Source organism: Streptomyces sp. NPDC087844, from assembly GCF_044742785.1.
Classification (GTDB): Bacteria; Actinomycetota; Actinomycetes; order Streptomycetales; family Streptomycetaceae; genus Streptomyces.
This window is the reverse complement of sequence record NZ_JBIUVD010000001.1, coordinates 220648-235102: the sequence shown is the minus strand read 5'-3', so window position 1 is coordinate 235102 and position 14455 is coordinate 220648. Positions and strand designations below refer to the sequence as shown.

9 protein-coding genes and 1 pseudogene are annotated in these 14455 nt (G+C 72.6%); 9 read left to right on the top strand and 1 reads right to left on the bottom strand.

Translation table 11 applies throughout. The features are described 5' to 3' along the window. Window positions 1-101 precede the first annotated feature (101 nt). From ACIOKD_RS00950 to ACIOKD_RS00920, 7 genes and pseudogenes are all read left to right on the top strand, one after another. The gene (locus ACIOKD_RS00950) at window positions 102-2948 is read left to right on the top strand and encodes a DEAD/DEAH box helicase (RefSeq protein WP_402076549.1); all 2847 of its coding nucleotides are present in this window, start codon (window positions 102-104) and stop codon (window positions 2946-2948) included. 584 nt (window positions 2949-3532) lie between these two features. Beyond that, the gene (locus ACIOKD_RS00945; RefSeq protein ID WP_402076548.1) at window positions 3533-5593 is read left to right on the top strand and encodes an SWIM zinc finger family protein; all 2061 of its coding nucleotides are present in this window, start codon (window positions 3533-3535) and stop codon (window positions 5591-5593) included. Window positions 5594-5928: 335 nt separating this feature from the next. Next, a complete protein-coding gene (locus ACIOKD_RS00940; protein ID WP_402076547.1) occupies window positions 5929-7269 on the top strand; it encodes a sulfite oxidase in 1341 nt (446 codons plus the stop codon). Between the two features lie 20 nt (window positions 7270-7289). Then, window positions 7290-7510: pseudogene (locus ACIOKD_RS00935) on the top strand (hypothetical protein); the annotation flags it as partial. Between the two features lie 315 nt (window positions 7511-7825). Beyond that, the gene (gene pcaC, locus ACIOKD_RS00930) at window positions 7826-9124 is read left to right on the top strand and encodes a 4-carboxymuconolactone decarboxylase (protein ID WP_402076546.1); all 1299 of its coding nucleotides are present in this window, start codon (window positions 7826-7828) and stop codon (window positions 9122-9124) included. 61 nt (window positions 9125-9185) lie between these two features. Then, on the top strand, window positions 9186-9821 hold the full coding sequence (locus ACIOKD_RS00925; protein ID WP_402076545.1) for an MBL fold metallo-hydrolase: 636 nt from the start codon (window positions 9186-9188) through the stop codon (window positions 9819-9821). Window positions 9822-9866: 45 nt separating this feature from the next. Continuing rightward, a complete protein-coding gene (locus tag ACIOKD_RS00920) occupies window positions 9867-10646 on the top strand; it encodes an exodeoxyribonuclease III (protein ID WP_402076544.1) in 780 nt (259 codons plus the stop codon). Window positions 10647-10764: 118 nt separating this feature from the next. Here ACIOKD_RS00920 and ACIOKD_RS00915 read toward each other — a convergent pair whose 3' ends face one another. Continuing rightward, on the bottom strand, window positions 10765-12651 hold the full coding sequence (locus ACIOKD_RS00915) for an SGNH/GDSL hydrolase family protein (protein WP_402076543.1): 1887 nt from the start codon (window positions 12649-12651) through the stop codon (window positions 10765-10767). A 152-nt stretch (window positions 12652-12803) separates the two neighbouring features. Here ACIOKD_RS00915 and ACIOKD_RS00910 point away from each other — a divergent pair, with 152 nt between their 5' ends. Further along, the gene (locus ACIOKD_RS00910) at window positions 12804-13244 is read left to right on the top strand and encodes a DUF6278 family protein (protein WP_402076542.1); all 441 of its coding nucleotides are present in this window, start codon (window positions 12804-12806) and stop codon (window positions 13242-13244) included. Between the two features lie 127 nt (window positions 13245-13371). Continuing rightward, window positions 13372-14115, top strand: coding sequence for an amino acid ABC transporter ATP-binding protein (locus ACIOKD_RS00905; protein ID WP_402076541.1), 744 nt, complete (start codon window positions 13372-13374; stop codon window positions 14113-14115). Window positions 14116-14455 lie beyond the last annotated feature (340 nt).

Here is a 14455-nt window from a genome sequence, read left to right as displayed (position 1 = left end):
CCGACCTCCCTCCCCGCCCCGCCGCCGGACCGCGTTGTCAGACCCGGCCCGTAGAGTCGAAGACGATCGATCCGTCAGTGGCGAGGGAGGTGGCCGGGAGCATGATCGTGGGGGAGACCCGTGCCGACTCCGGCACCGACAGCGCGCCCGAGGTGTCCGTGCGGCTGGCCGCCGTGTTCCTGCCCGCCGCGCTGCCCCGCGGCGGACGCATGGCCTTCTGGGCCCCGGACGGCGAGATCCCGGTCCCCGCGCCGGACACCGAGCTCACGGTCGTACGGCGGCACGGTACGGGGACCCGACGGCACTCGGTCCCCGCGCTCACCATGCCCGTCACCGATGCCCTGCCGCTGCTGGTACGGGCCAGGCGCGACCCCGCCGCCCACCCCGCCACGGCCTGTTGGGGAGCCGCCGCCCTGCACGCGCTGCGACTGGTCGCGCGCGGCCGGCTGCTGCCCGGTCTGACATCCGACGGGTTCGACGCGTGGCGTGCGGGCCCCCTGGACCCGGACGACATCGCCCACCTCAGGGTGATCGCCGCGGCCCTTCCGTACGAGGGACACGCCGTCCCCCTGCCGGGCAGTGGCCCGCTCAGGCTGCCCGAGCCACAAGCGCTGACACGTGCCTTCCTGGACGCGGTCACCGACGCCCTGCCCCGCACCCCGGCCGCTCCGTACGCGGCGGGGAGGCCCTTCGCGGCGAGCGGTGCCCAGCGGCTGCCGGGCGCCCAGGACTGGGCGGCGGAGGTCGCCGCCGGCATGGACGCCGGGGTCCGGATCTCCCTGCGGCTCGACCTGTCCGCGTACGACCTCTTCGACGACAGCGAGGACGCGCGGCGGGCGGGCGCGGCCGTCGTCCAGGTGCACAGCCTCGCCGACCCCACCCTCGTCGTCGACGCGGCGGCCCTGTGGGCGGGCACCGCGGACGCCACGTTCGGCCCGCGCGCCCGGGTCGACGCGGCCCTGGCGGTGCGCCGCGCCGCCCGTGTCTGGCCGCCCCTGGACAGGCTGTCCGCGCAGGACGTGCCGGACGTACTGGCCCTGTCCGAGGACGAGCTGTCGGACCTGCTCGGTGTGGCGGCCACCCGCCTCGGCGCGGCCGGGGTCGCCGTGCACTGGCCGCGCGACCTCGCCCAGGACCTGAGCGCGGCCGCGGTCGTGCGCCCCGCGCCGGGCTCGGCCACGGACGGGACGGGCTTCTTCGAGAGCGAGGAACTGCTCCAGTTCCGCTGGCAGCTGGCCCTGGGCGGCGACCCGCTCAGCGAGGCCGAGATGGACGCCCTCGCCGAGGCGCACCGCCCCGTCGTCCGGCTGCGGGACCAGTGGGTGCTCGTCGACCCGGCCCTCGTCCGCAAGGCCCGCAAGCGCGAACTGGGCCTGCTCGACCCGGTCGACGCCCTCTCGGCGGCGCTCAGCGGCAGCGTGGACGTCGACGGGGAGAGCGTCGAGGCGGTGCCCGTCGGCGCGCTCGCCGCGCTGCGCGACCGACTGACGGCTGGACTGCGGCCCGCCGAACCGCCTCCGGGTCTCAAGGCGACCCTCCGCGACTACCAGCTGCGCGGGCTGGCCTGGCTCGACCTCATGACCTCGCTCGGCCTCGGCGGCTGCCTCGCCGACGACATGGGACTCGGCAAGACCATCACCGTCATCGCCCTCCACCTGAAGCGGGCGCGCACCGAGCCGACCCTGGTGATCTGCCCCGCCTCGCTGCTCGGCAACTGGCAGCGGGAGATCGAGAGGTTCGCCCCCGGCGTGCCCGTGCGCCGCTTCCACGGACCGGACCGCTCCCTGGCGGACCTGGCGGGCGGCTTCGTCCTGACCACCTACGGGACGATGCGGTCGACGGCACCGCTGCTGGCCCAGCAGACCTGGGGCATGGTCGTCGCGGACGAGGCCCAGCACGTCAAGAACCCGTACTCGGCGACGGCCAAGGCCCTGCGGACCATCTCCGCACCGGCCAGGGTCGCCCTCAGTGGCACACCGGTGGAGAACAACCTCTCCGAGCTGTGGGCCCTGCTCGACTGGACAACCCCGGGCCTACTCGGCCCGCTGAAGTCCTTCCGCGCCCGTCACGCGCGCGCCGTGGAGAACGGCGAGGACGAGGAGGCCGTGGCCCGCCTCGCCCGGCTGATCCGGCCCTTCCTCCTCCGGCGCAAGAAGTCCGACCCGGGCATCGTCCCCGAACTGCCTCCCAAGACGGAGACGGACCACCCCGTGCCCCTCAGCCGCGAACAGGCCTCCCTGTACGAGGCCGTGGTCCGCGAGTCGATGCTCACCATCGAGACCACGCAGGGCATCGCCAGACGAGGCCTCGTCCTCAAGCTCCTCACCGCGCTCAAGCAGATCTGCGACCACCCGGCGCTGTACCTCAAGGAGGTACCGGACGGGCTCCCCAGTGGCTCGGGAGCGGCTCGCCAGGCCGCCCGTTCCGGCAAGCTGGCCCTGCTCGACGAGCTGTTGGACACGCTGCTCGCCGAGGACGGCTCGGCCCTCGTCTTCACCCAGTACGTGGGGATGGCCCGGCTGATCACGAACCACCTCACGGCGCGCGCGGTCCCCGTCGAACTGCTCCACGGGGGCACGCCGGTGCCGGAGCGCGAGAAAATGGTGGACCGGTTCCAGAGCGGGGCGACGCCGATCCTGATCCTGTCGCTGAAGGCGGCCGGCACCGGCCTGAACCTCACGCGCGCCGGCCATGTCATCCACTTCGACCGCTGGTGGAACCCGGCCGTCGAGGAACAGGCCACCGACCGCGCCTACCGCATCGGCCAGACCCAGCCCGTCCAGGTGCACCGCCTCATCACCGAGGGCACCGTCGAGGACCGCATCGCCGACATGCTCGCCTCCAAGCGAGCCCTGGCGGACGCGATCCTCGGCTCCGGCGAGGCGTCCCTGACGGAACTGACCGACCGCGACCTGTCCGACCTGGTGTCACTGCGGAGGTCCACGTGATGTCTCCGACGGATCAGCCGGATACGGGCGGCGACGGGCCGGACGAGCGCCCGCCGGCCACCTCGCGTGCGACGGCGGACGAGCAGACGCCGGATGCGTCCCGCACGGAGGACCGGGCCGTGGACGACGAGGCGCCGCAAGCCGACGCCCATGCTCAAATTCAAGCCGGCGCCGACGCGGCGTCTTCCGTGCACAGCGCTCGCCCGGCCGGTGGGACGCGACCTGCCGACGCCGCCCGACGGGCCCTGCGGGAAGCCCGCCGTGCTGAGGCGAACCCGGGGGAGTCCTCCTCGGCTCCACATCCGCCGGGTACGAGTGCGGTCTCGAAGGCGCCCCCGGCGACTGTGGAGCCGAGGCACCGAGCCGCCGAGGGGACCGCGACATCCGGGCCCCGCCCGGGCGACGCCGCGCGCGAGGCACTTCGGCGAACTGTGGGCCGTACCGGCGGTGACGCCGCCACGGGGACCGAGGGCGCAGGAGGCGCACCGGGCTTCGCGGGCGCCGAGCAGCCGGATGGGCGTGGCGTACGCCCGGCCGCCGATGCGACGGTGACGGGGCCGAACGGGAAGGGCTCAGGCGCGACGGTGACGGGGGCACCCGAGACGGGCTGTGACGTGACGGCGGCGGGACTGCCCGACGGGGTCTCCGGTGCGACGGGCTCGGGGCCGCCCGCCGGAGTCTCGGGCGCGACGGTGACGGAACCACCCGACCGGGGCTCCGACGGGGGCTCCGACGCGCGGGTGTCGGGTCGGCCCCGCGCGGCCTCCGGGCCATCGGCGATCGGTCGGCCCGACGAGGTCTCCGAGCCGCCCGCGGCCGACCGGCCCGACGTATTCTCCGCAACCTCGCGCCCCGGCGACGTAGCTCGGGAGGCGCTGCGTGCCGCGCGCATCCAGGCGGATCGGGAGCGAACCGCCGCGCAGGACAAGGGAGTCGGGGCGTCCCGGAAGTGGCGCGAGGGCGCCGAGGTCACCGCCCCCGGCTCTCGTCCCACCAGGTCCAGCCGCGAGGCGGCGGCCCAGGTTCGGGAGCTGGCCGAGATGCTGGGCAACAGTCTCGACCTGTCGTCCCGGCTGGAGAGGGAAGAGCGGGCGGACGAGTCCGACACCGGTCCGGGCACCACGCGTCCGGCGACGACTCCGGCCACGACTCCGGCCACGAGCACGAGCACCGGCACAGACGCGGAAGCCAGTGCCGGTGCCGGTGCCAGTGCCAGTGCTGGTGTCGATGTCGATGTCGATGCCAGTGTCGGCACCACTACCGGTGCCGACACCGAACCCGTGGGCTCTGGAGCCGCCCGTACCCATCCGCACGCCGAGCCCGACGCCGCCTCCGACGACACCCCGGCCCCCGCACAGCGCAGTGCCCCCGCGACCGGTCGTTCCATGGCCGCCCCCGCCCGGGACGGTGAGCTGCGGCGTACGTTCCCGCCGCCGGCGCGGGCGCGGCGCGAGGGCGGGTTCGCCGAGACGTGGTGGGGGAACGCGTGGATCGCCGCGCTGGAGGAGATGGCGCTCGACGCGGCGCGGCTAGGGCGGGGAAAGGCGTACGCGGGGGAGGGGCACGTCGACGCCGTCACGGTCACGCCGGGGCTCGTGCTCGCCTATGTGCACGGGAGCCGTCCGCGGCCGTACCGCGTACAGATCCGGATGCGTACGCTCTCGGACGGCGACTGGGAACGCTTCCTCGACGCCGCCGCCGAACGCCCGGCCCACATCGCCGCGTTGCTCGACAAGGAGCTGCCCCAGGCCCTCGCCGACAGCGGGGTGGAACTGCTGCCCGGCCCAGGCGACCTCGTCCCGCGCTGCAGTTGCCCCGACTCCGGTCACCCGTGCAAGCACGCGGCCGCCCTCTGCTACCAGACCGCGCGGCTGCTGGACGAAGACCCGTTCGTCCTCCTCCTGTTGCGCGGCCGGGGCGAGCGCGAACTGCTGGACGAACTGTCCCGGCGCAACGCCACCCTGGCCGCCCGCTCGGCCCGCGCCGCCGAGGAACCGGCGCTGCCCGGAGTCCCGGCCCGCGAGGCGGTCGAGCGCCGCGTACCGGCGCCCCTGCCGGCCCCGCTGCCGCCGCCCGCGCATCCGGAACAGCCCCCGGCTTACCCGGCCTCGCCCGGCGGCCCCGACCCGTTCGCGCTGGACCAGTTGGCCACCGACGCCGCCGCCCGCGCGCACGCCCTGCTCACCACCGGCCGCGACCCCCTCGCCGGGCTGACACTCTGGCAGGACGCCGTCCGGATCGCCGCCACCCGCCCGGGTTCCGGCCTCACCGCCACCACCCGCGCCCTCTACGCGGACCTGGCCACCGCCGCGCGTCGCACCCCGGGAGACCTGGCCCGCGCGGTCGCCGCGTGGCGCCAGGGCGGGCTCGAAGGGCTCGCCGTCCTCGAAGAGGCCTGGGATCCTCCGGCGGGCCGTTTCGACCGGGCCCGCCCCCTCCTCCTCGCGGCCGACTTCCCCGCCTTCAGGCCCTGGCACAACCACCTCACCCACCCCCACGGCCACATACAGCTCCGCCTGGGCCACGACGGCCTCTGGTACGCGTACGAGTCGGAACCGGGCCACGACGACTGGTGGCCCCGCGGCACCCCCGACCTGGATCCGGTCGGCGCCCTCACCGGCCTGGGCTCGCCGACCGACGTCTGAGCGTGTCCCGACTCCCGCGATTCACCGGCGAGTCCGCGCGCGGTCTCGTACTATGGCGTCCATGATCCTCAGCCGATGCCGCCCTGCCCCGCGGTTCCGTGTGCGTACGCCGCACGGCTGTTGTTGATCCTCACCGAGCCCGTGGCCCCGGCGCGCTGACCGTCGGCGAACCTCCACCGAGGTCGTCACCGCGCCCGGCCGCACCGCCCCGACTCACCCTCACCAGACACCCCGGCCCCGGCATGCCTTGCCGTACCTGTACCCGAACTCGTACGCGCACCCCCCACATCCTCCGTACGCATGCTCGTGAACCCCCGAGAGGCAGGAGCCCACCCATGTCCCGTACCGATTCCCGTACCAGCACGCGCGATGACGAGTCCGTCTACGACCGTCGCAGACTTCGCCAGTGGTTCGCGGGCGAAGCCCGGGCCGACGGCATCGAGCGGCGCGACATGCTCCGGCTGCTGGCCGCCGCCGGACTGGCCGGCGCGGCCACCGCGGCCACCACCGGTTTCGCCGCACCGGCCCTGGCCACTTCCAAAGCCGCCACCGAAGCCGCCACCGGAACCACCGACCGCGCGTCGGCCGCCGCGGTCCCCGGGATAGTCAAGCCCCTCCCCGACGCCTGGTTCACCTCCCGCGGTACGAACGCCGAGACCAGGTTCGAGGCACTGGCGGGCACCGGCCATCACACCCCCACGGACCGCTTCTTCGTCCGCAACCACACCGCCACCCCCGTCCTGGACGCGAACGCCTGGAGTGTCACCGTCTGGGGAGACGGCCTGGTCGGCGGCGGCGCCGAGTTCACACTCGACGATCTGAAGCGACTGCCCGCCACCACCCGCAGCGCGTTCGTGGAGTGCGCGGGCAACGGCCGCAGCTTCTTCACGACACAGCAGGGCCAGACCGTGTCCGGTACGGCGTGGACGCTGGGCGCGATCGGCGTCGCCCGCTGGCGCGGTGTACGGCTCGGTGAAGTGCTGCGCCGCGCCGGGCTGAGCAAAAGCGCCGTGGACGTCCTGCCCCGGGGCCTGGACGCCGACTACGTCACGGCGGACGGCACGAACCTCGGCCGGGTCCGCCGCCCGCTGCCCGTGTCCAAGGCCCTGGACGACGTGCTGCTCGCGTACGAGATGAACGGCGAGCCGCTCCCGCCGGACCACGGCGGTCCCGTACGGGTGCTCGTGCCGTCCTGGATCGGGATCGCGTCGATCAAGTGGGTCGGCGACATCGAGGTCTCCGCCCAGCCGCTGTACTCCCCGTGGAACACCGACTTCTACCGGCTGTTCGGCGACGCCTACCCGGCGGGCGGCAGTGCCCCGCTCACCCGCCAGACCCTCAAGAGCGCCTTCGAACTCCCCTGGAACGCAAGCCTGGAGGCCGCCGCGGACCACCGTCTCACGGGCCGCTCCTGGTCGGGCGCGGGCGCCGTGGCCCGCGTCGACGTGAGCAGTGACGGCGGCGCGAGCTGGCGGCGCGCCCGCCTGTACGACGCCCCGCGCCGCGCCGACTGGGTCCGCTGGTCCGTCGACTGGCGTCCGACGACCCCGGGGACGTACATCCTCCTGGCCCGTGCGACGGACACGACGGGCCGCACCCAGCCGGAGACCACCGTCCACAACACGCAGGGCTATCTCTTCGACGCGGTCGTCCGTCACCCGGTCCAGGCCGTGTGACCCGGACCCCGGCTGAGCATGTGTGCAATGGGGCGTGCGGGAGCGGCTCTGCGTGTACAGGTGTGCCAGCACGCTCCGGCTGCGGCAAGTCCGTCCTCGACTCCGCCTTCCTCGGCCTGCTCACGGCCTGCTCACGGCCTGCTCACGGCCTGCTCACGGCCTGCTCACGGCCGAGGAGCGCACCCCGGCCCGTACGGTCCGAGGCCGCCGTATCGGCCTGATACCGCAGAGCCCGGCGGCCCTGCGTCCCGCTGGCTGATCTGTGACGATGACCGCCGTGCTCGCCGTCGGCCACGACCGGACGCTCCTGATCCGCTGGTGCGGTCGCACGGTCCACCGATAGGCCTGCAACCGCCACAGGCCCCTGAAGCCTCGTAGGGTCCATCTGTACGATGCACGCGCGGTGTGTCCAGTTCCTCGCCGCCCGCCCGCCCGCCGGTATGTATGTGAAGGCCGGTGCGGAGGATCTTCGCGAGGCTGCCACAACGTGGGACGGCTTGCGTGGGGATCCGACCCAAGTGCGTGAGAAAACGTGAGATGTGGGAGCGTGAGTCGGGTGAGCGACGCACAGACCAACACCCTTCAATACCGCTTTGACGGGCCAGAAGACGCACCTGTCCTGATCTTGGGTCCCTCACTGGGCACCACCTGGCACATGTGGGACCGGCAGGTCCCGGAGCTGGCCAAGCAGTGGCGGGTCTTCCGCTTCGACCTGCCCGGCCACGGCGGCGCGCCCGCGCACCCGACCGGGTCCGTCACCGAGCTCGCCGAACGGCTGCTCGCCACCCTCGACGGGCTCGGCGTCCAGCGGTTCGGCTACGCGGGCTGCGCGCTCGGCGGAGCCGTGGGCGCCGAACTGGCCCTGCGCCGCCCGGAGCGCCTCGCCTCGCTCACGCTGATCGCGGCCTCCCCGCGCTTCGGCACGGCCGACGAGTTCCGGCAGCGCGGTGTGATCGTCCGGTCGAACGGCCTGGACCCCATCGCGCGGTCGTCCCCCGAGCGCTGGTTCACGACCGGGTTCGCGGCGGCACAGCCCGCGATCACCGAGTGGGCCGTACAGATGGTGCGCACCACCGACCCGGGCTGCTACATCGCCGCCTGCGAGGCGCTCGCCGCGTTCGACATCCACGCCGACCTCGCCCGTATCGGTGTGCCCACGCTCGTCCTGGTCGGTTCGGACGACCAGGTGACCGGCCCCGCCGAAGCCCGCACCCTGGTCGCCGGAATACCGGACGCCCGCCTCGCGGTCGTGCCCGGTGCCTCCCACCTGGTCCCCGTCGAGCAGCCCGCCGCGGTCACGGACCTCCTCGTGCGGCACTTCTCCACGGCCTGGCAGCAGCCCGCCTACGACTCGTCCACCGGGCAGATGTCGGTCGTGGTGCCGCAGGCGAGCCAGGTGCTCTCCGTGCCGCAGCAGGCGTCACCCGTCGCCGAGATCGCCCCGGCCCCCCAGCCCGAGGCGCTGACGGGCAGGCCCGATCCGTACGACGCGGGCATCAAGGTCCGCCGTGAGGTGCTCGGGGACGCCCATGTGGACCGGGCGCTGGCCCAGGCCGACGAGTTCTCCGGGGACTTCCAGGAGTTCATCACCCGCTACGCGTGGGGCGAAATCTGGGACCGGCCGGGCCTCGACCGGCGCTCGCGCAGCTGTGTCACGCTCACCGCCCTGGTCGCCGGCGGCCACCTCGACGAGCTGGCCTTCCACACCAGGGCCGCCCTCCGCAACGGGCTCACCCCCGTCGAGATCAAGGAAGTACTCCTCCAGGCGGCCGTCTACTGCGGAGTACCGGCCGCGAACAGCGCTTTCAAGGTGGCCCAGCAGGTCATCCGTGAGGAGACCACACCGCAGGAGTGAACGGCGGGAAAGGGTCCCCTCGGGTGAGCCCGCGGCGACAGGCGGAGGCAGGATGGAAAGCATGAAGTTCACAAAGAAGTCGCACGCCTGCGTCCGCCTGGAGAAGGACGGCCGCGCACTCGTCATCGATCCCGGTGTCTTCAGCGAGGAGGACGCCGCCGTCGGCGCGGACGCGATCCTCGTCACGCACGAGCACCCCGACCACTTCAGCGAAGGGCACCTGCGGGCCGGTCTTGAGGCCAACCCCCAGGCGGAGATCTGGACCCTTGCGTCCGTCGCCGACCAGCTCTCGGCCGCGTTCCCGGGCCGTGTGCACACCGTCGGCCACGGCGACACGTTCACCGCCGCGGGCTTCGACGTCCAGGTCCACGGCGAACTGCACGCCGTGATCCACCCGGACCTCCCGCGCATCACGAACGTCGGCTACCTCGTCGACGGCGGGCGGATCTTCCATCCGGGCGACGCGCTGACACTCCCCGACCACCCGGTCGAGACGCTGCTGCTGCCCGTCCAGGCCCCCTGGAGCAAGATCTCCGAGGTCATCGACTACGTCCGCGAGGTCAAGCCGCAGCGCGCGTACGACATCCACGACGCCCTGCTCACGGACCTCGCGCGCCCTGCCTACGACCGCCAGATCGGCGCCCTGGGCGGCTCCGAGCACCTGCGGCTGGCGCCGGGCGAGACCGCCGACCTCTGAGTGCCCGATCTCTGACTGTCAGAGGCGCCCGGTAGGTTGTGAGGCATGCGTATCGCCACCTGGAACGTGAACTCGATCACCGCCCGTCTCCCCAGGCTGCTGGCCTGGCTGGAGAGCAGCGGCACGGACGTGCTGTGCGTCCAGGAGACGAAGACCACCGCCGAGCAGTTCCCCACCGAGGAGCTCCGCGAGCTGGGCTACGAGTCGGCGGTGAACGCGACCGGACGGTGGAACGGCGTGGCGGTGGTGTCCCGGGTGGGCCTGGAGGACATCGTGCGGGGCCTGCCGGGCGACCCCGGGTACGAGGGTGTCGAGGAGCCCCGCGCGGTCTCCGCGACCTGCGGCCCGGTCCGCGTCTGGTCGGTCTACGTGCCGAACGGCCGCGAGGTGGACCACCCGCACTACGCGTACAAGCTCCAGTGGTTCGAGGCCCTGAGGGCGGCCGTCGCGGGTGACGCGGCCGGCAGCCGCCCGTTCGCGGTGATGGGCGACTACAACGTGGCTCCGACGGACGACGACGTCTTCGACCGGGCCGTTTTCGAGGGCTCCACCCATGTCACCGGGCCCGAGCGCGCCGCGCTCACCGCCCTGCGCGAGACCGGCCTCTCGGACGTGGTCCCGCGCCCTCTCAAGTACGAGCACCCGTTCACGTACTGGGACTACCGCCAGCTCGGCTTCCCCAAGAACCGCGGCATGCGCATCGACCTGGTCTACGGGAACGCCCCCTTCGCGAAGGCGGTGACCGACTCCTACGTGGACCGGGAGGAACGCAAGGGCAAGGGCGCCTCGGACCACGCCCCGGTGGTAGTGGACCTGGACGTATAGCCCCGCCAGGGGTGCCCCCAGGGGGCGCGGGAAACCGCGCGCCCAGCCACATCCGGGCCGCACCCGACACACAACCTCCCCGACCCCGACCCCGGCCCCGGCCCGAAAAGAACCCCCCCTACAACAACCCCAGATCCACGGACTCAGCCAGCGCGGCGAGCCCCGCATCCCCCGGATGCAGATGATCCCCACTGTCGTAGCCGGACGACATCCGCGCAGGATGCCCCGGATCCCGCAACACCGCATCGAAGTCCAGCACGCCGTCGAAGCCGGTCCCGGACCGGATCCACCGGTTCACAGCGGTCCGCTCCGCGTCGACCGCAGCCGTGCACCGCGCCTCCCCCTCGCAGGGCACGATGGTCGCGGCCAGCACCCGCAGCCCCCGCCCGTGCGCCCGCTCGGCGACCTCCCGCAGCCCGTCCACGACCTGCTCCGCACTCGCACCCCAGCGGACGTCGTTGATCCCCTGGAAGACGACGACCGTACGCGCCGACGTCTGCGCGAGGACATCCCGGTCGAGGCGGTGCAGCGCGCTCACCCCGCCCGTGTCGGTGGAGACCCCGTCACCGACGTAGCGGTCGGTGACCACACGGTTCGCCGAGATCCCCTGGTTGAGCACCCCGTGGCGCGGCACCGCACTCTGCTGCCGGAGCCGGTCGGCCAGCAGATCGGGCCAGCGCCGGTTCGCGTCCCGCGTCGACCTCTCGCCGTCGGTGATCGAGTCCCCGAGCACCACGACGGACCCCGGCCCACCGCCCAGCCCGCCACCCGACCCGCCACCCGACCCGCTACCCGACCCGCCGCCCGGTCTGTCACCCACGTCGTCACCCACGTCGACACCGGTCAGCAGCGGCCAGTTGAGGATCGTCGAGGTGTACGCGTCCGGGGCGGTGTCGCCGGCGTGGTCGCCGGGCTCGCTGACGTACGACTGCTGGACGGCCAGGCTGTGCACGGGCGCCGCCGTCACCGTTCCCGGCAGGTGGAAGCTCACCAGGAGGTTGCTGTCCGCGGGCACGTCGAAGCCCAGTGGATCGCTGAACGCCTGCGCTCCCGCGGGGATCTCGGTGCCCGCGGAGCCGCCGAAGGACAGCGGCACGGGGGCGCTGCGCGGGCTCGCCCCGGACGCCTGCACCGCCACCGTCGCGCCGCCGATCCGTACGGGTGCGGCCGCGAAGGTGTTGTCGAGCCGGATCCGCACCCGTGGCCCGCCCGCCGAGGTGTGCACCACCAGGCGCAGGGTCCGGTCCGTCCACGGCCCGACGGCCGGGTAGCCGGAGGTCGACGCGGCCCAACTCCCGGTCCAGCCGGGGCTGCCGGAGCGGACCGACAGGGCGAACACATGCAGGTCACCGTTGTCCGGCAGTTCCACGGAGTTCACCGCGCGCCCCCGGGCGAGTGGCACGGTCACCACGTACAGCCGTGCCTTCTCGGTGAGTTGACCGCCGGGGGTGTTGATGTGGGGGAGGGCCACGGCCTTGGTGGCGAGCGGGCCGCCGCGCCAGTCCGACGCGCTCAGGTGGTACGGGGAACTGGAGCCGTCGAGGTAGCGCACCACGCCCGTGCCGCCGGCCTCGCCGCCACCCGTGCCCGCCACCAGGAAGGCGAGTGCGTCACCGTGGCCGCGTACCCGTACGGACTGGCCGTCGGCGCGTACGTTGTCGGGCTCGCCCGGTGTCCGGCGGGGCCAGGTCAACCGGGCGCCCTGGACCATCAGTGAGCGTCCCGGTGTCAAGCCGGCGGCGGTCAGGTCCTGCGCAGACAGGGAGCGGCCCGAGCCGTCGAAGTCCGCCCCGGCGGGTCGCGCGTCGTCGCTCACGGCCGTGTTGTCGAAGAGCCGCTCCAGGGACAGCGGACGCTCCCTGGCCGGTGGCGCGGCCGTCGCAAGGGCCGCGTCTGTCGCAGGGATCGCGACTGCCGCAGGGACCGCGGCCGTCGCCGGAACCGTGGCCGTCAGCACCGACAGCAGAGTCAGAGCAACGGTGGTACTCCACACTCGTCGGCGCACACCGACTCCTCCCGCTCAGGACGCACCGTGAAGCTAAAGAGATGACAAGGTCCCGTCAATGAGGCAGGCGCGAACTGCGTGCGAACTCCCTGGGAACAGGCGTTCCGCGCGCCCTGTGGTGCGGTGGGCGATTCGGATGAAAGGCTGGGTGTATGAACATCCCTTTCCTGGGCAACTGGCGCAAGAAGCGGGGCCCTGCCAGAGGGGTCGCGGTCTTCTCGGACAGCGAGAGCGACCACGAGGGGGTGGCCGAACTGCTCTCCGAATGTGAACTGCTTCGCTCCCAGGCCCATCAGGAGGGGATCGAACTGGACGACAGCGCGGCCTCGTTGGTGGCACTCGACCAACTGCTGCCACGCTGGCGCGACGACGAGGAGAGCCTGCCCTGGCTCGGCAACGACGCCGGCCTCTATCTCGGCACGGTCATCGTCCGTACGGTGCCCGGCGCGCTGTGGGAGGTGTGGCCCAACGGTCAGCCGGTGGTGCGGCTGGTGTCGGGCCGGGAGATCGACGTGGTCGTGTTGGGTCATGAATGGGCGGCCAGCGGAGTGCCCGAACTCTCCCAGCTGTACGCCGAGGTCGCGGAAACGTGAAGCCCTGCCCTGCACCGGCGGAGTAAATACGGCTAATGCCCGAAAAGTGCGTGTCGTGCGTTAACTCCACTCTTGTCTGGATAGTTTGCCGCAATCGCGACACTGCTGAGAGTGGGTAGGGCTGAGCATGGCCGTCGATCCGTTGATCGAGCTGCGACACGTCAACAAGTACTTCGGGGAGTTGCATGTCCTGCGGGACATCGACCTCACCGTCGGCAAGGGGGAGGTGGTCGTGGTCATCGGCCCCTCGGGGTCGGGCAAGTCGACCCTCTGCAGGGCGATCAACCGGCTGGAGCCCATCGGGTCGGGTGAGATCAGGCTGGACGGACAGCCGCTGGCCGAGGAGGGCAGGGAACTCGCGAAACTTCGCGCCGAGATCGGGATGGTCTTCCAGTCCTTCAACCTCTTCGCGCACAAGACGGTCCTGCAGAACGTCTCACTGGCGCAGATGAAGGTACGCGGCCGGAAGAAGGACCAGGCCGACAAGCGCTCGCTCGAACTCCTCGACCGGGTGGGGCTCGCCTCGCAGGCGCCGAAGTATCCGGCGCAGCTCTCCGGCGGGCAGCAGCAGCGCGTGGCCATCGCCCGCGCCCTCGCGATGGATCCCAAGGCGCTCCTGTTCGACGAGCCGACCTCGGCGCTCGACCCGGAGATGATCAACGAGGTTCTGGAGGTCATGCAGCAGCTCGCGCGCGACGGTATGACGATGGTCGTCGTCACCCACGAGATGGGCTTCGCGCGGTCGGCGGCCGACCGGGTCGTCTTCATGGACGACGGCCGCATCGTCGAGGACCGCACCCCCGAGGAGTTCTTCACCGACCCACACAGCGACCGTGCCAAGGATTTTCTCTCCAAGATCCTCACACACTGAGCGGGGGACGTGATCATGACCCGTACGGCACGTGCGGCATGTGTACGCCCTGAACCGGCGTCGGTTCCGCGCCACGGTGCCGGTGAGGGCTTCCGCCATGCCGGGGGACGGGCCGCGCCCGGTCTCGACTACGCTTTGTCGTTCGTCCCCGCGGTGACAGAGGCTGTCGAAGGCGCCTCGGCCGACCCGGGGACGCTGCTGCCGGGCACGCGGTAGCGAGGGGCAATGGCCCGTCCGGCGGCAGCCGGGGATCACTGCTCACGCAGCGGGACCGACACGTACACGGGTCGGGCGCTGGTGAGAAGAAGGTCAGCTGCGCCGGTCGGGTTGTGCTCTCCCC

Excerpts from the sequence above, each read along its gene's own strand:
- ACIOKD_RS00950 (WP_402076549.1), top strand. The coding sequence starts at position 102 with ATGATCGTGGGGGAGACCCGTGCCGACTCCGGCACCGACAGCGCGCCC.
- ACIOKD_RS00940 (WP_402076547.1), top strand. The coding sequence starts at position 5,929 with ATGTCCCGTACCGATTCCCGTACCAGCACGCGCGATGACGAGTCCGTC.
- ACIOKD_RS00925 (WP_402076545.1), top strand. The coding sequence starts at position 9,186 with ATGAAGTTCACAAAGAAGTCGCACGCCTGCGTCCGCCTGGAGAAGGAC.
- ACIOKD_RS00920 (WP_402076544.1), top strand. The coding sequence starts at position 9,867 with ATGCGTATCGCCACCTGGAACGTGAACTCGATCACCGCCCGTCTCCCC.
- ACIOKD_RS00910 (WP_402076542.1), top strand. The coding sequence starts at position 12,804 with ATGAACATCCCTTTCCTGGGCAACTGGCGCAAGAAGCGGGGCCCTGCC.
- ACIOKD_RS00905 (WP_402076541.1), top strand. The coding sequence starts at position 13,372 with ATGGCCGTCGATCCGTTGATCGAGCTGCGACACGTCAACAAGTACTTC.